The organism is Bacteroides sp. ET336, from assembly GCF_024733815.1.
Taxonomy (GTDB): Bacteria; Bacteroidota; Bacteroidia; order Bacteroidales; family Bacteroidaceae; genus Phocaeicola; species Phocaeicola cellulolyticus.
The window spans coordinates 1-24,959 of the sequence record NZ_JANRHK010000002.1 but is presented as its reverse complement, the minus strand read 5'-3'; the positions used below and the strand labels follow the sequence as shown (position 1 = coordinate 24,959).

General features: G+C 38.8%; 16 protein-coding genes and 1 pseudogene. 2 read left to right on the top strand and 15 right to left on the bottom strand.

Features of this window, described 5'->3' with window-relative positions; all coding sequences use genetic code 11:
* Nucleotides 1-77: 77 nt before the first annotated feature.
* Nucleotides 78-263, bottom strand: a complete 186-nt coding sequence (gene rpmF, locus NW213_RS02925; RefSeq protein WP_007559879.1) for a 50S ribosomal protein L32 — start codon at nt 261-263, stop codon at nt 78-80.
* A 64-nt stretch (nt 264-327) separates the two neighbouring features.
* Complete coding sequence (locus NW213_RS02920) at nt 328-840, bottom strand: DUF177 domain-containing protein (RefSeq protein ID WP_258321804.1); 513 nt, start codon at nt 838-840, stop codon at nt 328-330.
* A gap of 240 nt (nt 841-1,080) precedes the next feature.
* On the opposite strand from NW213_RS02920, the gene NW213_RS02915 reads away from it, so the two are divergent.
* A complete protein-coding gene (locus NW213_RS02915) occupies nt 1,081-2,283 on the top strand; it encodes a class I SAM-dependent methyltransferase (protein WP_258321803.1) in 1,203 nt (400 codons plus the stop codon).
* 136 nt (nt 2,284-2,419) lie between these two features.
* Here NW213_RS02915 and NW213_RS02910 read toward each other — a convergent pair whose 3' ends face one another.
* The 9 genes from NW213_RS02910 to NW213_RS02870 all read right to left on the bottom strand — a co-directional run bounded on the left by NW213_RS02910 (nt 2,420) and on the right by NW213_RS02870 (nt 16,850).
* Nucleotides 2,420-3,778: a glycoside hydrolase family 43 protein gene (locus tag NW213_RS02910; RefSeq protein ID WP_375338100.1), complete on the bottom strand. Its 1,359-nt coding sequence runs from the start codon at nt 3,776-3,778 to the stop codon at nt 2,420-2,422.
* Nucleotides 3,779-3,783: 5 nt separating this feature from the next.
* Nucleotides 3,784-4,572, bottom strand: coding sequence for an esterase family protein (locus NW213_RS02905; protein ID WP_235339007.1), 789 nt, complete (start codon nt 4,570-4,572; stop codon nt 3,784-3,786).
* 97 nt (nt 4,573-4,669) lie between these two features.
* Entirely contained in the window at nt 4,670-7,246 is a 2,577-nt protein-coding gene (locus NW213_RS02900; protein ID WP_258321802.1) for a glycoside hydrolase family 31 protein, read from the bottom strand.
* Between the two features lie 14 nt (nt 7,247-7,260).
* A complete protein-coding gene (locus tag NW213_RS02895) occupies nt 7,261-8,481 on the bottom strand; it encodes a glycosyl hydrolase family 8 (protein ID WP_204390464.1) in 1,221 nt (406 codons plus the stop codon).
* A 23-nt stretch (nt 8,482-8,504) separates the two neighbouring features.
* Nucleotides 8,505-9,881, bottom strand: a complete 1,377-nt coding sequence (locus tag NW213_RS02890) for a glycoside hydrolase family 43 protein (RefSeq protein WP_204401600.1) — start codon at nt 9,879-9,881, stop codon at nt 8,505-8,507.
* Between the two features lie 5 nt (nt 9,882-9,886).
* Entirely contained in the window at nt 9,887-11,806 is a 1,920-nt protein-coding gene (locus NW213_RS02885) for a glycoside hydrolase family 97 protein (RefSeq protein ID WP_375338105.1), read from the bottom strand.
* Between the two features lie 124 nt (nt 11,807-11,930).
* The gene (locus NW213_RS02880; protein WP_154043117.1) at nt 11,931-13,532 is read right to left on the bottom strand and encodes a glycoside hydrolase 43 family protein; all 1,602 of its coding nucleotides are present in this window, start codon (nt 13,530-13,532) and stop codon (nt 11,931-11,933) included.
* Between the two features lie 18 nt (nt 13,533-13,550).
* Nucleotides 13,551-15,983 (bottom strand): glycoside hydrolase N-terminal domain-containing protein, encoded by a 2,433-nt coding sequence (locus tag NW213_RS02875; protein ID WP_258321800.1) that lies wholly within the window; start codon nt 15,981-15,983, stop codon nt 13,551-13,553.
* Between the two features lie 12 nt (nt 15,984-15,995).
* On the bottom strand, nt 15,996-16,850 hold the full coding sequence (locus tag NW213_RS02870; RefSeq protein WP_154043115.1) for an esterase family protein: 855 nt from the start codon (nt 16,848-16,850) through the stop codon (nt 15,996-15,998).
* A 336-nt stretch (nt 16,851-17,186) separates the two neighbouring features.
* Here NW213_RS02870 and NW213_RS02865 point away from each other — a divergent pair, with 336 nt between their 5' ends.
* On the top strand, nt 17,187-18,899 hold the full coding sequence (locus NW213_RS02865; RefSeq protein WP_258321799.1) for a glycoside hydrolase family 43 protein: 1,713 nt from the start codon (nt 17,187-17,189) through the stop codon (nt 18,897-18,899).
* A gap of 627 nt (nt 18,900-19,526) precedes the next feature.
* Here the strand turns inward: NW213_RS02865 and NW213_RS02860 are convergent.
* From NW213_RS02860 to NW213_RS02845, 4 genes and pseudogenes are all read right to left on the bottom strand, one after another.
* Nucleotides 19,527-20,855 (bottom strand): nucleoside hydrolase-like domain-containing protein, encoded by a 1,329-nt coding sequence (locus NW213_RS02860; protein ID WP_258321798.1) that lies wholly within the window; start codon nt 20,853-20,855, stop codon nt 19,527-19,529.
* 181 nt (nt 20,856-21,036) lie between these two features.
* Nucleotides 21,037-22,308, bottom strand: a complete 1,272-nt coding sequence (ltrA, locus tag NW213_RS02855) for a group II intron reverse transcriptase/maturase (protein ID WP_258321797.1) — start codon at nt 22,306-22,308, stop codon at nt 21,037-21,039.
* Nucleotides 22,309-22,879: 571 nt separating this feature from the next.
* Nucleotides 22,880-24,286, bottom strand: coding sequence for a group II intron reverse transcriptase/maturase (ltrA, locus tag NW213_RS02850; protein WP_258321796.1), 1,407 nt, complete (start codon nt 24,284-24,286; stop codon nt 22,880-22,882).
* A 491-nt stretch (nt 24,287-24,777) separates the two neighbouring features.
* A pseudogene (locus NW213_RS02845) lies at nt 24,778-24,959 on the bottom strand (IS66 family transposase); the annotation flags it as partial.

The following is a 24,959-nucleotide window of genomic DNA, read 5'->3' as shown; positions in this document are numbered from 1 at the left end:
ATAAAGCCGAAGAGCCGAAGCCCTCCGGCTTTATTTCCTCAAGAACATAAACTGTTCATGACAAAGCTCCGTATTAATTATAGAGCAGCTTCTTTTTCAATCGCTAATTTACCTCTGTAATAACCACAAGCTCCACAAACTGTGTGATACACATGCCATTCACCGCAGTTTGGGCAAATAGCTAAAGTAGGAGCAACTGCTTTATCATGAGTTCTTCTCTTAGCAGTTCTCGTTTTTGATTGTCTTCTTTTAGGATGTGCCATTTTACTAAAACTTTATTTAATTATTATTTAATATTTTCTTTAATGCGTTCCAACGAGGATCTATTTAATCAACGCCGTCTGCCTCATCATCTTCTGCTTCTTCAGCATTTGCCTCATTGTCACCTTCATATCTCATGAAGTCATTCAACTTCTCTTGCATCTGCTCGTTGCACTCACCTTCTTCGTGCACTATTCTATATGGAAGACTAAGATATGCAAATTCGTATATATACCAGGCTACGTTTATTTTTCCTTCAGCTTCAGGTACTACAACAATTTCCTCGTCATCAGAGAACTCCTCTCCGAATTTTACGTTCAGTACATTGTCTGTATCAACATCCACCTCAACCTCATCGAGACATCTGTCGCATATACCTATAACAAATCCCTGAATATGAAAGTTCAATTTAAATGCCCCTATTCCTTTCTTCACTGTCACAGAGACTTCCAAATCACCCTTTTCTATTCCTGTAGCCTCAATCAATTTAAAAAATTCATCACCAACCCTATAGTTATAAACGGCTGATGTTTCTCGCAGATTTTTTAAATCTATATCATATAATTCTATTCTTTCCAAGTCTCAACACCATATAAATCGGGCGACAAAGTTACAAATAATAATTCATTATTTCTAATTTTTCTACTTATTATTTTGTCAAAAAAAACAATTTTGACAAAATCAAATACTCTTCATTACAAAGGAACGCTATTCTTTAAATTATACATAAAGGAAAAGAATCTATTAGTCAATGCCAGAGATTTATTATTAAAACAATTATTCTATCTTTGTGCCGTCTCCACCAAAAAGCGGATATTTATGAACAGATTATCACAAGAAACCATAGATTTCATACTGAGCCATCGCAACGATGATGTCCGACAGCTCGCGCTGAAAATAAACAAAAAACAGGACATCGATTCAGAAGAAGCCATCGTACAAATAGCCGGATGGCAAATAGCCAAAAAGAAGATTCCATCATGGGCCGCAAATGATGAAATAATCTACCCTAAGCATCTCTCAATGGAACAATGTTCTTCGGAAGTCACAGCCCGATATAAATCCACATTATTAAAAGGAGACACAATGGTCGATCTGACTGCCGGCCTTGGAGTTGACTGTTATTTCATTTCAAGAAATTTCAACAAGGCTCATTACGTTGAAAGGATGGACTATCTCTGCAATATCGCCAAGCATAATTTCAAGACACTCGGAGCCGACAATATTGAAATCCATAATGACGATTGCACAGAATATCTGAAAAGCATGCAACCTGTGGACTGCATTTTCCTTGATCCTGCCAGAAGAAACGAACACGGAGGAAAGACTGTGGCAATAACAGATTGCGAACCTGATATCACCAAGATAGAAAATACGCTGGTTGAAAAAGGAAAGACTGTTATGGTAAAGCTATCTCCTATGCTTGACATACATTCGGCACTATCCGAACTAAAATTTACAGACAGCCTACATATTATATCTGTGAACAACGAGTGCAAGGAACTTGTAATTGTCCTCAAAAATGAGTCACTACATGAAAACGATTCACACGATGAAACGATGATAAATTGCGAACAGATTACCAGCAATGCGACATCCCAACATTTCAGCTTCACATTCGAGGAAGAAAAGAACGCCAAAACCATATTTGCGGAAAAACCGGGTAAATATCTGTACGAACCGGGAGCTGCCATACTAAAGGCCGGACCATTCAAACTTTTATCATCAAGATACGGAGTGGGAAAGCTGCATATCAACAGCCACCTTTATACGTCAGACGAAATGATAGACTTTCCGGGAAGAAGATTCGAAGTAATAGAGACATCTTCTTTCAGCAAAAAAGACCTGAAGACATTTCTAAAGGATATTGCAAATGCAAACATAACGATAAGGAATTTCCCTTCGACTGTAGATGATCTCAGGAAGAAGCTAAAAATTAAAGAAGGAGGACAAATATACATCTTCGCCACGACACTGAACAACGGAGAAAAAGTACTGATAAAATGCAAAAGCATCAGGTAATTTTTTATGCTGATACGTTTAAAAAAAATGGACTGTCGTTTTAAGTAAAACGTGCGCACATTTAAGTTCAAACGTGCGCACGTTTTATTTTGAATGTTTGAGTGGTTGGAAAACAAGCATTATTGTCATCATCAAACTAACGTTCAAATCGCCAGAAATCCAGCATAAATAGGTTTTTCTGCTGTTTCTTACAACCACGGAAAACCAAGTATAAATCGTGTATTCCGGCCTCTGCCTCTACATTGGTTTTGAAAGTCTTGAATTCAGTTTTAGAATTGATAATATCTACATGCCCTATACATTTACCATCCGGAGCATCAAGCCTTATCTCAATACTACCACCATAAAGATGACATGACGCTGAAACTAAAAAAGAAGATGCGCCGTTGCCAAAATCAACACCACGAAGCATAAGATATTCACCATCATCAATATCCGTAACCAACTGATTCCAATGATCGGCAGCCTGTTTATTTTTCGGAACAGTTTTCAACCCATATCCCCAAGCCATCGTTTCAGCTTCCACCATACGATAAGGATCAAACGGTTCTATCTGATTTAGATTACAATCATGAAAATATGGAAGTTCCTGAATTGTTCCATCAGGATTGTATGTCATTTCGGCAAGTGATACAGAACGGCGTTCTGCATGACGGCTGGTCTGAAGACGGAATATATCATAGTTCTGACCAAAACAATATGACCGTCCTTTATAATCAATTATTCCAGGGTGATTACCTCTTGTACGTACTGTATGATCCATTATGTGTCCCTTATATTCCCACGGTCCGGTAGGACTGTCACTCATGGCATATCCTATACCTTCCGGACAACATGTAGAAGCGAAAGCCAGATAATAGTGTCCGTTACGCTTATAGAACCAAGGTCCTTCCTGATAATCTTCTATATGTGGCATCTTAACGATATTTCCCGAATATGAAATCATATCCTCATTCAGTTTTACCATATAGATATTTGGATTTCCCCAATACATATACGCCTGACCATCATCATCAACAAGGACAGTTGGGTCTATATCATCCCAATGTTCTTTCTGCCAAATCAAAGGCTTGCCTATAGGATCTTTGAAAGGGCCATATGGCGAATCTGCCACCAGCACACCTATACCGTGACCATGAATAGGACAATACATATACCACTTACCGTTTCTGCCAACAACACATGCAGCCCATGCGCCATTATCACCTTTATACCACTCAAAGTTTTTAAGTGAGGCAACAGCCCCTCTGTCCTGCCAGTTCACCATATCTGTAGACGTGTAAAGCAGCCAATCCTTCATTTTGAATCCTTCTGCATCATCCTCATCGTGCGAAGTATACAGAAAGACAGTATCATTATACAACATTGGAGCCGGATCTGCAGTATACTTTGTCTGTATTATCGGCATATTAAGTTTCACATCATCGGCAGTCTGAGCAGCCAATCCGGAAAATGCCATAAGGGATAAAGCCGGAATAATAGTTTTTGTCTTCATATTAATTATTTTTTATGGTTAATACTTCTAAATACATCAGACATATGTTTTAAAGCCCTAACAAGAGATGGTCGCCAGTAGTTCCAGTCATGCCCACCTCCATATATTCTCAATTGATAATTCACTTTTTTATCGCGAAATGCCTGTACCAATGCAATGTTGGCCTCATAAGTAAAATCCTTATCTCCACAATCAATAAACCAATCCACACCTTTCCATGCATCAACTCTTCCATCTGAAATTTCATTTACTGTTCGTATTGGATTATGGTCTTCAACCAACTGCTGTCTCCACTCCGCTGAAGGATCATCTTTAAGGAATTCCAAATATTGACGACGCAGATATCCGCTCATAGAGTACACAGACGAAAATTTATCAGGATGAGAGAGACCGTACACTATTGATGCTCCTCCCCCCATTGAATAACCGGCTATGAACCGGCTATCTTTACGTCCATCAACATTATAGTTCCTTTCAATATAGGGTATAAATTCAAGAAAAAAGAAATCTTCATATTTCCAGTGAGGAGCATTAAACCAAATCATATTGTTCTTATTTCCTTCCGGACATACAATTATCATTTCCTCCATCTCTCCACAATTTATCAGACTATCTGCCACTACACGAAGATTACCATATGTCTCCCAATCCGTACACGAACAATTGCCTCCATGAAGCAAATAACACACGGGATATTTTTTATTCTTTTCTTTACCATAAGATTCCGGCAAATAGATGGAATATTCACGCGACGAGATTCCTTCAAGAAGTTTACATGGCATACTTGTATTCACAATTTTTCCATTAGAAAAAACTTCCCCCGCCAACACGACAGAAAAGAGAAAGAATAATATTTTTTTATATCCAAGTATTGATTTCATTCTTTATACATTAAAACTTTACAACTGTTTTATATCCATCATATAATATTTCGCGTTCAGATATTCCATTTTTAGATATAAGGATCACTTTTATATTTCTCCCCTCTCTTCTATTACCAAACTTTCCACTTTTATCAAAAATGGTAAATACCCTTTTCTTGTTGTTACACTTCATCTTTATCTCACTAAATAGTCCAGACTCATAATCATAGTTATTACCATTATCTTCATAAAGACAAAATTCACCATCAGCGTCATTGAAAATACGTATTTCAAAATCTGCCCCTGACAATGATGAAGTGGTAGTAAGTTCAGTCGATAAAGGAATAATGCTACCTGCACGCACAAAAGCTGGAATATTCTCTATTGACCCCCCCGTTTCATACCACCCATTATTGCTAGCATAACTATTATCACGAAAATCATACCATCCACCTTCTGTTTCAGGCAAATATACACACATTTGATTTATTTCAGGTTCTAAAACAGGAGTAACCAATAATGAACGACCGAACATATACTGATATTTCAATGACAGTGCAGTAGTATCCGTTGCAAAATCCATCACCAAAGGACGCATGATGGTTCCACCACGGAATGTTACATCCGCAGCACAAGAATAAATATAAGGGAGCAATGAATAACGTAACGAAAGAGCATTACGGGATATTCGCATAACATCTTCACCATAATTCCAGAACTCAGTATTGCTCATATAGCCATGCACTCGCATTAACGGCAGATAGACTGAAGTCTGCAACCATCTCAAAAATCTTTCATGATAGCTTTTATCTGTATATTGATTAGAAGGGCGGAAAAATCCTCCCGCATCATATGTCCACCAAGGTAATCCACACACAGATATACCTAACCCAGCTACAATCTGACGTTTAAGGGTTTCCCAATCATTACCGACATCACCCGACCATGTGGCTACCCCATAACGTTGTATACCGGGGAAAGCACTTCTTGTAAAAAGCAACGCACGTTTATTGCTAATATCACGACGGAATCCTTCATAGACAGCCTTATTAACAATCAGCGGATAAGCATTTCTAAACATCTCTCCCGGATATTTTCCATCACAAACCTTACGATCCAAAAGGTCATCATTCTCCGGTTCAGTAGCATCCAGCCACAAAGCATCTATATTGTATCTGCCAACAAGACTATCGCGCATATTGGTCCAATAATAATCAGCTGCATTCTTATTGAAAAAATCTACCCATTGGGTACCGTTTATATAATAACCTTTTTGCGAGAAATCCTCACCTAAACATGAAGAGGGATCTATCTTTGACCATATTGACAGCATAAATTTCATATCCATTTTATGCAGGCTATCAGTCATCTCTGCCGGAGAGGGATAAAACTCTTCATCGAAACGCATCGCGTTCCATCCGTATTTACCCCAATACTGCCAATCCTGAACTATCATGTCAACAGGTAAAGATTCTTTTCTAAAACGATTTGCTACATCAAGTAGTTCTGATTGTGAATGGAAACGTTCGCGGCAATGTATATATCCCAATGCCCACAAAGGCATCATTGGTATGCCACCCGTTACTTCACGATAAGAAGTTATAACTTCGTCAGGTGTACCTGCAAAAAAGGTATAATCAATACCATTTGATACAGGCGAACAAAACACTGTCGTATCGTCTACTTTTCTGTAATATACTTTAGGTGAATCTTCCTTAGTCAGTTCTGAAACAAGTTTATGACGTCCTTCCGAGAGTTCCACTATCACAGATGTTGTTGGAGGAAACCACAAATTATTCATATCAATCACAGTACTGCCATCTATTACAAGATTATGTTTGCGAGCCATCCTACTACCTACGTCAAGCATCAATGAATAGCGTCCAGATTCTTTAATGTCCAATTCTGCCGTAAAGATGTTACTATGACGGACCTCTGTCACACCACCTGTTGTAGAAGTAACATTTACAGTAGTTGCATGTCCTTCTCCTGCTTTAGGTTTCATATCTTCATAATCATCACACGGATTGAAGTCTGTCAGCCCATAGTTATTCCACAACAATCCATAACCTTTATTCGACATAATAAAAGGGATTGATATCTGTGTATTAACCTGTGTAAGCCTTCTTGTAAGTCCGCGCACATCAAGATTATTGTCCTGGAACTGCCCCAGTCCGTAAAGATGTTCGTCTTCGGGAGAATGAAAGCCTTGCATAGAAATATAAGTTCTGCCATTCTGAATTTGTGAAGGAGAAATATTATGTTCTTTTTCTTTCAGCAACAATCTACCATCAGGTGATAAGAAAGTAATTGTATTTTCAGAAACCTCTATTACCAATTTCTTCAATATTATTATGTCTTTACCATTTCTTTTTACCGATTTAAAACGTACAGACTTACCTTCAACATATACCATTTCAGGAAGTTCATAAACTTCACCCACTTTTTTTACTATTCTAACAGCATTATCGGCCAAAGGCATGACTATTATACTGTCATGTCCTCTCCAAAAGCACAATTCATTATTGTCACTTACGGTTGCATTAATATTACCACATACAAAAGTTGATAATAATATAAAATATAAAAAACACACGTTTCTCATAAGAAAAGACAAAATCAATATATTCTAAAGTTACCAGAAACATGAAGCATAGATAACATATATACCATACCTGAATAATATCTATATTTACCTATTGGGAACTCCTGTTTCCATAAATCAGAGACATATTTTTTAGCTAAGGCCTTATTTTTCAAAGCAAAAGCGCCAACAGCATTAGCACCTGCCATACCAGACGAATATTCTCCGGTTGGATTATTTCCGTTCAAATCAAACTGTCCATGCTTAAAATCATCCGATTCAAAAAAACTCAACAAACGTTCCATCATATCAGATTGGTTGGTCTTATCCTTTCCAAACATATAGTAATCCATCCCCACATTCATTGCACAACGTATTGCATCATACTGATAACGTCTTGCATCATAGTCTTCTTTCCAATCGGGTTGATGCGGAGTACCATCAAAGCATGAGTAATCAGGGAAAAGACCAGTTATAGGATGTGAAGCTTTGACTAATAATTTTCGTGCTGCATCAGGAGTCTTTGCCCAAAAATCTTTATTTGAATTACTCCATAAAGCCCATAATTCAAAAAAAGCAGGCAAGTTATATGAAGGATCAGTAAAGTTCCACATTTCTCCTTTAGGAACAAAAGTTATTAAAAAAGAATCCGTATTGAACATATTACGTATTTCTCCTTTATCTCCTTTTGACATAATATCATAAAGAATCTGCTGTCCCTCCTTTTCATAATTTATCTCTCCATTATTTCCCCACCTATGTGAAGCAAAAAACAAAGATGTAATAAAATATACTTCTCCATCAGTAGCGCAACTAGGTTCCACTCCTATTTTGCTGCCATCAGTATTACATTGCCATGCAAAATAGCCTTGCCATTTACCAGATTTATAATGCATATTCTTTTTAACCCATCTCCAAATACGGTCAAATTCTGTACGTCTATCCATCTGCACACTTATCATCATACCATAAGACATTCCCTCAGTACGTACATCATTATTTCCTGTATCCAATATATATGCTGTTGTATCAGAATCTTCAAAATAAACTTTGGTTGTAGGATTAACAAAAAAATGATTCCATATATCACTTATTTTCTTGTTAGTTTCTCTATCTGATATACCTAAATATTCTTTAAACAGATTTTTATATACTTTTGTATAGAATGAACCTTCTTCTATTGTTGTAGCTTTACATTCCACATACCACAATATACCAGCTACAAAAAACAAAACACTATATAATATATTTTTCATAATTAATTAATATAAAAAGCTCATCATTTAGAGAACTCCCACCAATCAAGATTAAATAATTTACAACCTTTGCGGCCACGGAATACAAAATATACATCATGCACTCCGGTAACAGCAGTTTTAACTTCACTATTAAATGTTTTCCATTCTTCCCATCCACCTGTTGTAGGAATGTTGACTTCTGCAATCTTATTTCCTGCAATACTGTCTGTGCGTACTTCAATTGTACCTCCACGCAAAGCACTGGCAGCAGTTATGCGGAAAGATTTTGGTCCTTTTTTACCAAAGTCCACTTCTCTTACCTTTATATAATCACCATTATGAATTTCAGAAATATAAACTCCAGTCTTTGCATTTGGTTCGGACTTGACTCCTTCCGAAAAAGCAATTGTTTCGGCTTCAACTCTTCTGTAAGGATTAAATGTAGAAACAGGTTTTACTCCTTCTTTGGTAGCATTTATTATAGGGAAAGTGCCATCCGGATTATATTTGAATTCCTCTATAGCCACTGAACGTCCGAATCCACCTCCACCTGGCAATTTGCCGGTGTGATAGAAGAAGTACGAATTGCCCTTATAATCGGCTACACCACAATGATTAGTAAAGGACCCTGTGTCCTGAAGCGGCATAATCTCACCCATATATTTCCACGGTCCTTCAGGACTGTCACCCATAGAATATGCTATATGCTCAGGCACTCCACCCGCAGCATAGAGCAGATAGTATTTACCATTCCGCTTGTAGAACCAAGGTCCTTCTGTATATGTATCTTTATATTTCTGTCCCTTTATTCTCTTTTCAGGATTTGGTGCACCAAAACTTTCAACTGTCTGTTCCAGTTTCTTTACTTCCCCCTTAATCGATACCATATCCTCATTAAGTTCTGCAAAATAAATATTCGGATTTCCCCAATACAAATATGCTCTACCATCATCATCAATAAACACAGTCGGGTCTATAAAATCCCAATTACCATCATACAGCGGCTTTCCTATAGCATCACGGAAAGGTCCTGTAGGACTATCTCCCACAGCCACTCCTATTGCCATAGCATTACTTAGTTTTGAGTGCAGACACACATACCAGTAGAACTTTCCGTTACGTTCTATACATTGTGCTGCCCAGGCCCTGTCATCAGCCCAACTGAATGATTCTATAGCTAGCGGAGAACCATGATCTGTCCAGTTCACCATATCTGTAGTGGAATAAACCCTCCATTCCTGCATCCAGAAAAAATCTGCTTTATCTTCATCATGTCCTGTATACAGATATAAAGTATCATTATGCACAAGTGGTGCCGGATCGGTTGTAAACCATGTTTGTACTACTGGATTCTGTGCAGCTGCTCCAGATACCAATGTTAGTGCAGCCAAAGTAAATATATTTTTCATGTCTTTCATAATCATCATTTTTTAGTTATTACCAATCCCCCATTCTTTGGAATGGAAATCTTAAGTTCTTGTTTTTTATTTATTTTTATCTCCGAAGCTTTACCATTAAGTTTAGCATCATCAGAGTATAATGTTACTGTTTCGCCGGCATTGAAGAAAGAAGAAAGGTCCAGATTCAATTTTAAAGTCTCGTCCTGTGCATTTACTCCTGAAACAATCCATTTGTCACCATGCTTGCGTGCCATTATTATATATTTACCGGGATATCCATTTATGAACTTGACATCATCCCAAGTTGTAGGAACCTTCTTCATGAAGTCCACAGCCCATACCGGTGCATCTGTCAGATTATTCGGTGCCATTGCAAAATGCTGTACAGGACTCTGAAAAAGAACTGCAGTAGCCAGTGCAAAAACATCAGAAGTAACCCTGCGGCTGCCTCTAGGTTCGTTGGCTGCATTATAAAATTTGTTTAACGTACTGCCACCGAAGTCCATGCTACCTATAGTGTTGCGCACAAACGGATGAATACATGCATTGAATGCCTCTGCATCGCAGCTTCCCTGTGAGAAATTCATATTCTCACTTGCAAGAACAGCCTCACTGGCTGCATAGTTCGGATACATTCTCTCCCATCCTCTTGGAATCGTACAACCATGAAAGATAACCAGTAATCCATAATCATTAGCATCAGCAAGTATATCTTCATATAGTTTCATTGCCATTTGTTTGTCACTTCCAACGAAATCCACCTTAATACCCTTTATGCCAACCTTCTGCATCCACTGCATTTCTTTTCTGCGTTTAATGGTATTATCCATCTTTCCACGAGGTCCCTGGGGTGCATCATTCCAATAACCATTTGAGTTATACCAAAGATAGAGACCTACATTCTTTGATTTCGCATAACGTGCCAGTTCTTCCACCTTGTCATATCCCACCTGTGTATCCCATAATGCATCAACTAGTACTGTACGGTATCCCATGTCGGCACAAAAATCAATATATCGTTTCTGGTCATTGTAAGTCATACTGCCATCACCGGCAATAATCCAACTCCATGTACCGCAACCATACTCTGCAGTATAGTCCTTTGAAGCTTCATACAAAGGCTCTACAACGTCAAAAGGTACAGTAGTTTCAACTATTGGTGCCAAAGTACGTCCTACAGTAATAGTTCTCCAAGGTGTCTTTCCAGGAAGAGCCATTCCCGGTACTGAAGTTCCGTTGCCATTGAATTCTCCCGGATTAGGAAATCCTATTTTATACGTATTACCGTTACCTCCCATCAAGTGTGATGCACAATAATAACTGTCAACCCCAGTTTCTGAAACAAGAATCCATCCTTTATCGGAATTACGGAACAGACACGGGAAAGTATATCCTTCGCCCCATCCGTTGCTTCCTGTAGCAGCATCCAGTGTATATGGAGTTTCATAACTTGGAGAAGTTCTGGCAAAACCACCCATCGGACCACTCTGAGGGCAAAGGAAAGTTGTAGTTCCATCAGGCATTGTAAACCCTGTAGCCTCATCTTCTATCACGCAACAAAGTGTATTTCCCTTAGGATAAACCGTATAACGAAAAGCCACATCATTGTTTGAGACACTGAATTCCACGTCAAACGCCGTCTTACCATCCTTCATAAACGGTACAATAGCCTTACCTGCACTATATTTAACACTACTTTTCTTTATATTAGGCAGATTATACTCGTTCTCTATTAGAGAAACTTTTACATCTTCACCTATTGACAGCCCTGATGTGAAATCTCCAATATTTGTCTTCATACCAAGAGGAGATGATGCTATGAACAACTCATCATCGTATGTCACACTATATGTGGCCTTACCGTCAGTGTCCGAAACCATCACTACTAATCTTCCGTCCGGACTTGATATTTTTCTTTCTGCTGCACTTACACACATTCCCATACAAATGAGACAACAAAAAAACAAATGTTTTCTCATAATCCTCAATATTTTAAAATTTACAATATTATGTATGATGCCTACCTATTAAAAATTATATATAAAACTGTTATCATTACTAATGCGATTATCTTATTCGCTTATAATCAAAGAAGTCTACATCCACATATCCTCCCTGAGACTTGGTAGCATAATTGAATATGGCATATTTAGTACCCATAAAGAATCGTCTGTAGTCGAATACCATCCTGAAATCACTACCTATCTTTTTCCAATTCTTATTGTCATAGCTATAATAGAAAGAAGCTATATCTTTATTCAATCGGAAATCACCATCGATACGCAAAAACACACAATCTGATTCAAGTTCAACCTTCTCCATTACTTTTCTGTCAATACCGGTCACCTCTTTCTTCTCATCACTCAGACTAACAACTTCCGATTTCATATTAAGATATTTTTTATCACCTTCACATGACAAAGCAAGAATTCCAGCATCACCATTGAATGCGCTGAATCCTGCCACATCGCCATCCTTCATAGCCGAGATATCAAAAGAAACGACGGCTTCACAGCGCGGACCTTCCATACGCTGGGTCAGAGTGTTAGGAGCAAGGAATAAATTATCCACAACCCTGGCAGTCTTCAGTCTGAGGTAACCTGGTCTTTCTTTCAGACTCCAACAAGAATCCACAGGATTATGATTCCATTGCCAGTTCAGTTTAAGACTACCGTCATTAAAGCTGTCACTAACCACCAGTCCTTCTGATTGATATCCCTGTACAGGCTTTTTCATTACTTCCGGCACACGACCGTTTTCATCTCCGAGCATAGGCCATCCGTCAACCCAACGGCAAGGCATCACCGTAAGCACACGGCCCACACCACCTCTATCCTGGAAAATAACTCCGTACCAATTACCCTTACCATCGTCTACTATGGTACCTTGTGCCACATATGGAAATCCTCCAAGAGCATCCTCAAGTATCACACGTTTTTCATATGGTCCGGCTATGTTGTCGGCTCTATAACAAACCTGACGTCGCTTGCCTCCCACAGGCCATGAAATCATTATCAGATAATATTTTCCATCGTGTTTTATAACTCTACTACCTTCAAGAAGTCCGTTCTCTTCACTGTCGCGTTCGAATACTTTTGTATCAAGTCCACCTTCCAGAACACCTGTCAGATCCGGTTTCAACTCACGTAACTGTCCTGTTCCGTAGAATACATATACCCTGCCATCATCATCGAAAAACAACGAAGCATCATGAAAATGCGGGGTACGCGCCAACAAAGTCCATTCCCCTGCAGGATTATCTGTAGTATATACATATCCCTTATAAGGGGTGTCGTTTGGAGAAAAATAGGCATAATACTTTCCATCTCTATATCTTAAAGATGTAGCCCACTGTCCTCTTCCATATACTGTACCACCTTCCAGATTATAAGAAGTCTTATCATCAAGCTTGTCATACAGATAATTAATTATTTTCCAGTTCACCAAATCCTTGGAATGCATTATCGGCGCACCAGGCATAAGATGCATAGTAGTGCTTACCATATAATAATCGTCACCAACACGGATTACGTCCGGATCTGGCACGTCGGCCCATAATACAGGATTTGTGAAAGTTCCATTGCCATTATCACTCGACTGTGCCGCCGATTCACCACCACACATACATCCCAGAGCCAAAATAAAAGAGAATAAAAAATGTTTTTTCATGGATTTATACTGTTTAAATTATTTATTCGTTATAACATAATCTTTGCCTGCAACTGTTTTCAAATCATATTCATATACATTCCTAAGTTCAGGCTTTTCAGGAGATGTAAGTTCTTCAGAAATGACAGGTTTCCGTACATCGGCGCGCGCATAAAGACTGTTAGGGCATTCACCTTTCGCTTTTTTCAATCCTTTGCCTTCAAGCGGAACATAACTTCTTAATCGTATGGTTCCTCCTATTCGTGAATGCACGACAATTTTTTCTACATTGCCCTGCTTCCATTCCATATCTATCTCAAATCCTCCCCGTGCAACCAATCCTGTCACCTTACCTTCCTGCCATTCATCCGGCAATGCAGGCAATATATGAACAGCTCCATCATGACTTTGCAACAACATTTCCGCTATACCGGCAGTAAATCCGAAGTTACCGTCAATCTGGAATGGAGGATGTGCATCAAACATGTTCGGGTATGTACGTCCTTCAGGATAATCCTTGACAACATTATCGTTAGGCAATATATTAAGCATATTTTTTATGATACGATAAGCATGATTACCGTCAAGCATTCTTGCCCAAAAATTTATTTTCCATCCTATACTCCATCCAGTAGCCATGTCACCTCTTTGTAATAGAGTGTTTTTTGCTGACTGGAATAAAAAAGGATCAGCATATGGAGAAATCTGGTTACTTGGATATAATCCATACAAATGAGAAATATGCCTATGTTTGTCATTCGGGTCATCAACATCTTCCAGCCATTCCTGCAACTGATTATATCTGCCTATTTTCATAGGTGGCAACATTGCGGCCATATTTTTCAGAGAATCAATATAATCACCACTCTCTCCCAATATCTCAGCAGCTTGTCTTGTATTTTCCAACACATCAAAAGCTATCTGATTATCCATTGTACAACCGGCAGTTATAGACACTCCGCCAGGACCATGTTCGGGCGATACAGACGGAACTGTTACCATCCATCCATAATCAGGGTGTTTAACGAGGAAAGACAATAGGAAATCGGCAGCCCCTTTCATTACAGGGTAATAATCGCGTAAAAAATCTTTATCACCTGTAAATAAATAATGTTGCCATAAATGCTGTGTAAGCCAGGCACCTCCATTAGGCCAAACTCCTGCATCCGCAAAATCTACAGGTCCTGCAATTCTCCAAATATCCGTATTATGATGAGCCACCCATCCATTTGCTCCGTATAAAGTTTTGGCTGTTTTACGACCTGTTTCAGACAAATCCTTTATCATCTCAAAAAGAGGATAATGAGTCTCTGCCAGATTTGTAACTTCTGCAGGCCAATAGTTCATTTCGGCATTTATATTGATTGTATATTTGCTATCCCATGGAGCATATACTTCTTTATTCCATATACCCTGTAAATTTGCCGGTTGACTGCCCGGCTGTGATGAAGAAATCAACAAATATCGTCCATATTGGAATAACAGAACAGGTAGTGTAGGATCATCCTTCTTTCCAAACTCAGTTATTCTCACATCTGTTTCCTTCACAGCCTGTGCAGAAGCAGGAAGTGTGAATGTTACCCTGTCAAACTGTTCTTTATATTTATCCACATGTTCACTTAACAATGTAGCATATTCCTTCGAAGATGATTCATCAAGAAAAGCAATCACCTTATTCATGGCATCACCACTTACATCTTTATAATTTACAAAGTTAGTAGCAGCTGATACGTATACAGTGGCGCGTGACGCATCACTGACACGAATTTTTCCTTTTTCGGAAGTGCTTTTTCCATCTGTTATCACGCGGATACCAACAACAGCATCCAAAGCAGGCTTTACACCTTCATGTTCCACACCACTACATTTCACTATCAAGTCTTTGCCCACATTATCAACAGCGAAAGCCAACGGACATGTATACTTCAATTCAAAATCATGTATTTTATTGCTATCTGAATGAATGTCTATCACAACTACATTACCTGAAAACGATGAAAAGACGGTACGTTTATATTTTATCCCATCAACAGTAAACCCGGTTACAGCTGTCGCATCATCCAGATTCAACTCCCTGTAATAATTCTTTACGTTATCTACACCGGAAAAATCAATTAACAGACTGCCTAACGTAAGATAACGCATCCCATGGTTACCTGTAAAAAAATTCTCATCAAGTAATTTCCGTGCTTCAGCATTCCTCCCTTGAAATATCAGTTCCCTTACATCACCCAAATACCGACTGGCACCAGATTTATCATTGTTATAAGGTGAACCAGACCAGAATGTTTCTTCATTCAACTGAATCTCTTCATGGTCAATACCACCATAAACCATCGCCCCTATATGGGAATTACCCACGGGAAGTGCTTCCCACCAATTTTTTGCAGGATTAGAATACCATAGTCTGAGATTTTCAGCTCCTATTCCATTTACAAGAGATATTAAAACAAATACTAAAAAAAATCTCATAAGACACAAATCTTAATCTTTAAAACCATCTGATACGAACTGTAAACACATATACAAAGCCGAATGCCAATATTCCCAATCATGTCCGCCATCTCTCACCCTAAACTGACATCCAATACCGGAATTCCTCATTGCATGGAAAAACTCAATATTTCTATCCAACAAAAAATCATCATCGCCACAATCAATGAACCATTCAACAGTTCTTAATTCTGCTTTAGTCTGATCATTTGCATTTTCTACAAATTTCACACAGCTACGTTCTTTAACAGCCCGTGTCAATATTGCAAGTTTATCATCAGGATTATCATATTTTGCCGCCCCAAACTCAGGTATATCCATAAGGGCACTCATTGCATATACCGATGAAAATTTATCAGGATACCACAGCCCGTAAGCTGTAGCCCCACCTCCCCCCATTGACAAGCCAGCTACCGCCCTGTGCGACTTGTCACTTATAACATTATATTTTTTCTCAACATAAGGAAGCAGTTCCTCAAAGAAGAAACTTTCATATTTCCATCCCGGCATGTTAAAATACCCGTTCCAAAAACCCTTATATATATCACCACCGGCATCCGGCATAATAATAACCATTTCATCTGCCTCACCTGAGTATATTAGTCTGTCGGCCACTTCCTGTAAATGTCCTCGCCACAGCCAGTCACGGTCTGTTTGCGACATTCCATGAAACAAATAAAGCACTGGATATTTCTTATCATCCTGATAAGATGGTGGTAAATAAACAGAGTAATTTCTGGAAGTTTTCAGAATATTACTGAAAATACTATCACTTACTACCTTACTGCGCGAAAACAGCTGCAAGGGTATAATAAAGAGAAAAATAAAAATAATTTTTTTTTCCATAGTTCCATGTTTTTATAATGCAAAAATATTACCATATGAATCGAAATTCAAATTTTTATGTTACAAATATAATAACATACGTTACATCAGTGGGGAAAAGTATTTCCATAGAGTACAAATATATAGCGCCAATATTACACGTCCTAATATAAAAACCTAAAAATCAAGACAATACCCCCTATAGAGTAAAGCATAAAAAAATTATATGTAGTAACACACAACAAAACTTATGAAACATCTGTGACACTTATTTATAAAGCATTATAGTATCTTTGCGATTGTAAAGATTACACAACTATATCATTAAACACACGTAAAATTTCAATTAATTTAATCATGAAAAATCAAATCAAATTATTAGCATTAGGCGCATTGGGAGTTATAGCAACTTCGTGTGCAGAAAGCGGATTCAAACCGGAACCGGGAACTCCTGTTTTCAAAGATTTCATTTATACAGGAAACGACGACGTATACACCAATAATCCTTTGAGTGAAGATGAATTCTACAGTCCTATCTTGCAAGGATGTTACCCTGACCCAAGTATCTGCCGTAAGGGAGACGATTATTATCTGGTATGTTCTTCATTCGCCATCAATCCCGGTGTACCTATCTTCCATTCAAAAGATCTTGTAAACTGGAAACAGATAGGTCACGTCTTGGACCGTCCTTCACAGCTTAAGGTAGAAGATACAGGAATAAGCGCAGGTATATACGCCCCGACCATAAGATACAATCCAAACAATGATACCTTCTACATGATTACCACACAATTTGCCGGAAATATCGGAAACATGGTTGTCAAGACAAAAGACCCTATGAAAGGATGGAGCGACCCAATAAAGCTTGACTTTGAAGGTATAGACCCTGATATCTTCTTTGACGATAACGGAAAAGCATACATAGTACATAACGATGCACCAGAAAAAGCCTTATACGAAGGTCACAGAGTAATAAAGGTTTGGGAATATGATACAGAAAAAGACCAGATTATTCCAGAAACAGACAAGGTTGTTGTAAACGGTGGAGTAGACCTTTCTAAAAAACCTATATGGATAGAAGCTCCACATCTTTATAAAAAAGACGGCAAATACTATCTGATGTGTGCTGAAGGTGGTACTGGCGGATGGCATAGCGAAGTTATATTTATAGCAGATAGTCCTAAAGGTCCGTTCAAACCAGCTCCAAAGAACCCTATACTTTCTCAAAGACATTTGCCAGCTGACAGACCAGAGAAAGTAGACTGGGCTGGACACGCTGATTTAGTAGAAGGACCAGACGGTAAATACTATGGTGTATTCCTGGCAATACGTCCAAATGAAACAAACAGAGTAAATACAGGACGTGAAACATTTATACTCCCAGTTGACTGGACTGGCACATTCCCTGTTTTTGAAGGTGGTCTGGAACCACTGAAAGCAAAGCTTAAAATGCCTCAAGGTGTAAAAAACATGACAGGAAAAGACGGTTACTTCCCTAACGGAAATTTCACTTTCAGCGACTCATTTACAACAACCCCACTTGATTACCGTTGGGTTGGAGTAAGAGGAGCAAAGGAAGGATTTGTTTCTACTACTACAGAAGGGCTCAGCATAACACCTTATGAGACAAACATAAAAGCTAAAGTTCCTACATCAACATTGTTCTATCGCCAGCAACATATAAACTTTACCGCAACAACAACTCTTTCATACATTCCTCGTACTGAAAAAGATCTTGCAGGTATTACATGCTACCAGAGCGAAAGTTTCAACTATGTGTTCGGTGTAACTAAAAAGGCTGAAGACAACTATTTGGTTTTGCAACGTACAGCAAAAGGTAGTTCTACTACAATTGCTAGTGTAAAAGTTGAAGACACAACACCTATCAAGCTGCAGGTTGAAGCCGAAGGAAACAACTATACATTCAGTTATGCTACAGGAAAAGATGAATTCAAAAATTTGGGAGAAACAGTTTCGGGAGATATTTTGTCGACAAACGTAGCAGGCGGATTTACTGGTGCTATGATAGGGCTTTATGCTACTTCCGGTAATGATGCAACCATACAATAATAAATATTGATTAGCTAATAAATCATTAAAAAAGGTATAGAGTAATGACTTTATACCTTTTTTCGTTTCAAAAGATTAATACATGAACAATACCAGAATTTCTCTTTATATCAACGTGTCTGTCATTATAACTCAAGTTTAGGCTTTTAATTTATCTCCCCGAAACTATTGCCTTGATTTTCACGGAATACATATCCGTTATTATCAATTGTTTAAAGACAGTTTGTGTCAGGTCCTAAAATTCTAGAATTATTTATCGTCTGACAGCTGTCGGACAATTGTCTGACACGTGTAGGCAATTCGTTTGACAGCTGTCAGCAATTCGTCCGACACGTGTCAAACAACAAGGAGTTATATCTGTTTGCAACGTACTTTTAGAGATTCTATAAGACATTTACAAATTAAATGAAAACCATAATGTTCCCAAGTTATAAGTTTTGTGATGGACAGTTAACTGACTATTCCGAAATGGAAAAGAAGTACCGCAAGAACGAGAATAATTATTATGCGTTATTGAAGTGATATGTGAAGGATGTGAAAGTGAAATGTGGTATGAATATACTTAGAATTATGACATTATTGTCTTATCGCAATAATATCAATCAACTGGCAGGATTAATAAATCTTTTATTTAACGTCTATGACAAATCTTCTATAAGCAGTAAGAGATGGAACACCATCATCAGTTAAAACTAATATAACATGGAAATTCTTCCCTCTTGCATCATCTGGTATAATGACCTTGCATTTCCCCATATTATCATAATTCAGGCTAACAGTTCTTTTATAGCTTCCTGGTTCATTATACACCATCCACTCATAATGCAAATCATCATTATCAGGATCGAACGAAGAAGATGCATCCAACAATAATGTTTCTCCTGCTGATACCTCAATATTGATATGATTGTAAGTAGAATCATTGTTTATAACAACTATTGGGTGATGATTGGCTTCTGAATATTCAGAAGTAGTTGTCCATATCATCCTTGCAGCAAAATCGTTCAGAATATGTTCCTTCCATTTATTTATAGCATTAACACCTTCTGGTGCACTAGCATACATATAGTATGTATCATACTGTGCTTCACTCTTACCAGATTTTTCTATAAAATCCATACCTCTTACACCTGCAACAGGTTCTTTTGAAAACCTTCCTCCCCATCCACCGTATGAGACACTGTCGGGCACATTTAATCCGTTAGCCAAAACATAAAGGAAAGAAGGTGTATCTCCCTCAGCTGCCCATTTTCTGTCGGGATATGTTGCTCCGAACGGTTCTTTTGACTGCACATTCTCTGCTATCCACTCATCAGACGGACCACATCCGTAAACCTGAGTATTGCGTATATACTGTATTTCAGGAAAATGCTTTGCAATCCATGCCCCGGCATCGTCTTGTCCCAACACATCGAATATACGTATCTTAGCAACAAACCTCTTAAACTCCTCAGAAGTTCTACTTTCATGAACTTTCCATATTGCCTGAGCTATGGTATTCATACCACTCCATGCTAAAAGCCACACTGGTCGGGAATCACTCTGCTTGTCGACAGCTGAAATAATAAGTTCAGAACCAGGAGAATCTTTTCCTTGGCCTACACCTGCCATGTTAGAAACCGACTGCCCGCGTTTCACTATCGATTTCAGATAGCCAGCATCAGGAAAGCCATCGGAATGTTTCCTCAACATGGGCAAAACCATTGAATAACCGTCTATCACTTTTATAATTTCAGCAGTCCAGTCCGGACAATCTATCCATGAGGAGGAACTTATTATTCCCTCAATATCTACAACATCCGAACAAACCAAAAGATGTATCAATGATTGTGTGTCATCAGGATCTGCACCACCCAAATCGGTAGCCACAATCAATCTTTGTTTACATGATGTACTTTGGGCAGAAACTACAAAAGTACAAACTAAAGCAATAAATAAAAATAACAGCTTTTTCATATCCATATGTAAACTTCCAATTTTAGGGATCGAGTAGGAGGTAAACATTAATCATAGGTGTTTATCTCCTATTTTCATGTTCACCGACCTCTCAGTCGAGTAGATAAAAGGAGTTTCACCTTAAATCTCTCACAGAACCGTGCGTGATAGTCTCCCATCACACGGCTCTTCTTATTCAACCTTATAACTTTATCGTACCTTTGGCTGGTTTGAGACCTATTTGCCAATGATAGAAAACGGCATCTCTATCTGCAACATTCCCAAGCCATTTCAATATTACGTACATGGGCTTTCGTCTGAAAGTTTTATATTTCGCTTTTGCCCATCTTGCAAGTAATAAATCGAAGTACCCAAGTAATTTTTGAAAAGATTTTCCACCATATTTGCCATAATAATTTACCCATCCACGAAGTATGGGGTTAACCATATGAGCTATGCAGTCCAGCGGAGTATGTGATTTTGACTTAAGATTCCATGAACGCATGGTAGCCCTGATTTTCGTTGTAGCTTTCATACTGATTCGTGGTTGGAAACCTGTAAAAGCTTCACGGGAACTTTTGTGCATGGTTTTACATGGTCGAAATGTATGTCCGAGAAAATCAAAGGTAACATTTGAGTGATTTTCTTTTCTCCTGCTTGATTTGCAATATACTATCTTTGTTTTCTCTTCATTCAGGCTTAATTTGCATGACTTAAACCTAATTATTAGTTCCTCATATAACGATTCGGCTTCCCGTTGGCTCCGACAATGACATACAGTATCATCCGCATATCTCTCAAAAGGGATTTCAGGATGATGTATCTGCATCCATCTGTCAAAACAATAATGCAGGAAGAGATTTGCCAGAATCGGTCCTATAACACTACCTTGGGGTACACCGCAGGTCCTTTCAATCAGACTTTTGTCTGCATTCTGATATGGGACTTTGAGCCATCTTTCTATATATAATATTATCCATCTTTCTTTTACATGAAGCCTTACGGCTTTCATCAATAACTGATGGTCTATCGTATCAAAGAATTTGCTGATGTCCATATCCAAAACCCACGCATATTTCCAACATCTCTCTCTTGCACGACCAAGCGCATCATGAGCAGAACGGTTGGGACGATAACCATAGGAATCTTCATGAAATATCTTCTCAATCTCAGGTTCTATCATTTCAACTACAAGCATCTGTGCAATTCTGTCTTCCACTGTTGGAATACCCAATGGTCTCGTTCCTCCTGCAGGCTTCGGTATCTGAACCAGTCTAACTGGTTTAGGAACATAACTACCCGAACTCATACGATTCCATAGTTTGTATAAGTTTCTTTTCAAATTACTGTTATATTTCTCAAGTGTGACATTGTCAACACCTGAACCACCTCGATTTTGATTCACACGCTGGTATGCGTAATATAGTTTCCATCGGTCAATATCGAATGGTTTTGCTCCTTGCTTTTGTGTCATCCTTAATGAAATTTTAAGTTGTACAATACAATTTCGCTTGAATAAGTTACCCCCTTCGCTCCGTCTCCATTACAGAGAGTTCTTCACTACTACGAGGTAATCCGCCCCTGCATCAGACATCAGTATTTCTACCTTGTGCTTCTTTCACTTGTGTATTTTCCTTTAACATTCTGAAGCAGGTTCCTATGTTCCGACAATTAGCCTACAGACAAATCATGCCGCCTTAACACCGTACATCGAATAAGCAGCAGTATAGGTATCTCTTATTCTTATCCAAGGTTTGTGGTGAAAACCAAGTTCTGATGTAGTCTAACGTACATTTCGATGCTTCATCAGCGGTTCACTTCCGTTCATCTTTTGTCCGCCTACCTGACTATTTTTTTTTTTATAGCCTTTTAACAAGTCGTTCACTACAATATCTTTTCAGATAAAGCAGCACTTGCCGGTTTACTACCGGTACCTATTTACCGATAGTGGAAGGACTGCTTCCATCTAATTGTCAGTTTTGAGTTTAAGAAAAACTCTACATAGCACACCACCACCGTACTTGCCGTTCGGCATACGGCGGTTCCTATTTTGGGCGCCATTCGAGATACGAGTCCATTAAGGTAGGATATCCTGCCTTTCGCAGGCTATCATTATTTATCGCCACTTTCAATATAGGGCTATCAGCGATACGCCAATAACCTTTGCGAGTATTACCCCATTTCCGTGCATTGTATTTTTCTATACCACATTTAATGAGGTTTGCCACCTTGGTCTTGGGTTTCTTCCAAGCTTTCCATATACACATACGTATTCTCCGTCTTAACCACTCATCTGTGTCAAGAAGAAAACGTTTCATTTCGGCAAGATGATAGTATCCAATCCATCCATGTATGTATTCTTTCAGTTTCTGTTTCCTCTTCATGTATCCCCATCCGTTGCTACGATTCGTCAGTTCTTTAAGTCTTGATTTAATCTTAGATTTGGATTTCGGATGCACTGTGAGACGACATTTGCCTTTCGTTACATAAAAGGAATACCCGAGATACTTCACTCCTTGGACATATGACACTACAGTCTTTTCCTTGTTGACTTTGAGATATAGAGTTCCCTCTATAAATCGGGTTATGGACTCCCTGACTCTTCTTGCCGCCCTTTTGGATTTGCAGAATATCATTGAGTCATCGGCATAGCGCACAAAAGGAAGTCCTCTGCGTTCGAGTTCCTTGTCCAGTTCATTGAGCATAATATTACTTAACAATGGACTTAGTGGTCCTCCTTGGGGAGTTCCTTCCTCGCTCGTTTCAAACAAACCTTTGTTCATTACACCGCTTCGGAGGTACTTGTGTATTAGACTGACAACTCTGCCGTCTTTAATAGTACGGCTGAGGATTTCTATGAGTTTGCTGTGATTCACGGTATCAAAGAAGCACTCGAGGTCAAGGTCTACTACGTATGTGTAGCCTGTATTGATTATCTCTTGAGCTCCTCTTACCGCGTCATGACAGCCTCTCCTCGGACGGAAGCCGTAACTTCTCCTGGAGAATTGACGCTCATAGATAGGGCTAAGAACTTGGTTAATGGCTTGTTGCACCAAGCGGTCTACCACCGTGGGGATTCCTAATAGACGCATCTTGCCATTGTCCTTGGGGATTTCTACCCTTTTGACGGGGTTCGGACGGTAAGAACCGTCCATCAAGGAACGGATGAGCGCATTTTTGTTGGCTAGTAGCCATGAAAACAATTGTTCACATGACATATTGTCGATACCGCCACAGCCCTTGTTTCCAATCACTGCCTTATAGGCTCGATTAAGATTGGAAGGATTCAGGATTTGCTCGAAAAGGTGTTCCTTGTCGAATGGTACTTCCACGATGTTGTCTTCACATATCCACATGAAAGTCTGCACTCCCTCATACCATTCGGTTTCCGACCTATCTCTTTGAGGGCAGTCATTAACTTCGGATAATGTTTTCTGCATTCGTTCTTTCATTAGGTATGTTTCTATTACTATCGTTTAATTATTAGGTTCAGTCCTTCACAAACTTATCGACACGTTTGCTACTATGACATCTGCTGACTTCTCACGGCAAGCTTTACTCCATACATTTCGTAAAAAAAAAAAACTAATCTGTATGTCCGTGAGACCTCCTCGGATAAGGGTATTAACTTTCCATCTTATGTCTGCTTCATCTACATTAACCGTTCCGAATAGCTATAGGGCTTTGGTTTGGACAGCAACCTTGCCCACGGTTTTTATGCCTTATATGAAGTTTCTGTTCGTCAGACCAGATGTTTGCCGCCAGCTTCTTTCAGATTCCACCTCACGATGGACACCCTTGCTATTGGCTGTATGATTCCCGCTATTAGGGCTCATTAGGGACTTGCACCCGTTAGCTAATACTCATGCCGAGCATACTGTCCCCTTTTAGACGGACGCCAGCAAGCGCCCGTCTAAAAAAGAGTCCACAAATTTAACGATTATTATTTGCATATTGTCATGGGAAGCAGGTTTTCGTAATCCGTTCTTCCCTTTTTTAATTCTCTGAGCAGCCTGCAGAAGTAATCCCTGAAGGAGACTCCTGCCTGTTTGCATGTTTCTATAAAGGTATTATAGATTGCGGAGTTCTGTATTCCTTTCACACTTCCGAAGAACAGGCTGTTCC

Coding starts and splice junctions, on each gene's coding strand:
- rpmF (WP_007559879.1), bottom strand. CDS start 263: ATGGCACATCCTAAAAGAAGACAATCAAAAACGAGAACTGCTAAGAGA.
- NW213_RS02915 (WP_258321803.1), top strand. CDS start 1,081: ATGAACAGATTATCACAAGAAACCATAGATTTCATACTGAGCCATCGC.
- NW213_RS02910 (WP_375338100.1), bottom strand. CDS start 3,778: ATGAAGACAAAAACTATTATTCCGGCTTTATCCCTTATGGCATTTTCC.
- NW213_RS02900 (WP_258321802.1), bottom strand. CDS start 7,246: ATGAGAAACGTGTGTTTTTTATATTTTATATTATTATCAACTTTTGTA.
- NW213_RS02895 (WP_204390464.1), bottom strand. CDS start 8,481: ATGAAAAATATATTATATAGTGTTTTGTTTTTTGTAGCTGGTATATTG.
- NW213_RS02890 (WP_204401600.1), bottom strand. CDS start 9,881: ATGAAAGACATGAAAAATATATTTACTTTGGCTGCACTAACATTGGTA.
- NW213_RS02885 (WP_375338105.1), bottom strand. CDS start 11,806: ATGGGAATGTGTGTAAGTGCAGCAGAAAGAAAAATATCAAGTCCGGAC.
- NW213_RS02880 (WP_154043117.1), bottom strand. CDS start 13,532: ATGAAAAAACATTTTTTATTCTCTTTTATTTTGGCTCTGGGATGTATG.
- NW213_RS02875 (WP_258321800.1), bottom strand. CDS start 15,983: ATGAGATTTTTTTTAGTATTTGTTTTAATATCTCTTGTAAATGGAATA.
- NW213_RS02870 (WP_154043115.1), bottom strand. CDS start 16,850: ATGGAAAAAAAAATTATTTTTATTTTTCTCTTTATTATACCCTTGCAG.
- NW213_RS02865 (WP_258321799.1), top strand. CDS start 17,187: ATGAAAAATCAAATCAAATTATTAGCATTAGGCGCATTGGGAGTTATA.
- NW213_RS02860 (WP_258321798.1), bottom strand. CDS start 20,855: ATGAAAAAGCTGTTATTTTTATTTATTGCTTTAGTTTGTACTTTTGTA.
- ltrA (WP_258321797.1), bottom strand. CDS start 22,308: ATGACACAAAAGCAAGGAGCAAAACCATTCGATATTGACCGATGGAAA.
- ltrA (WP_258321796.1), bottom strand. CDS start 24,286: ATGAAAGAACGAATGCAGAAAACATTATCCGAAGTTAATGACTGCCCT.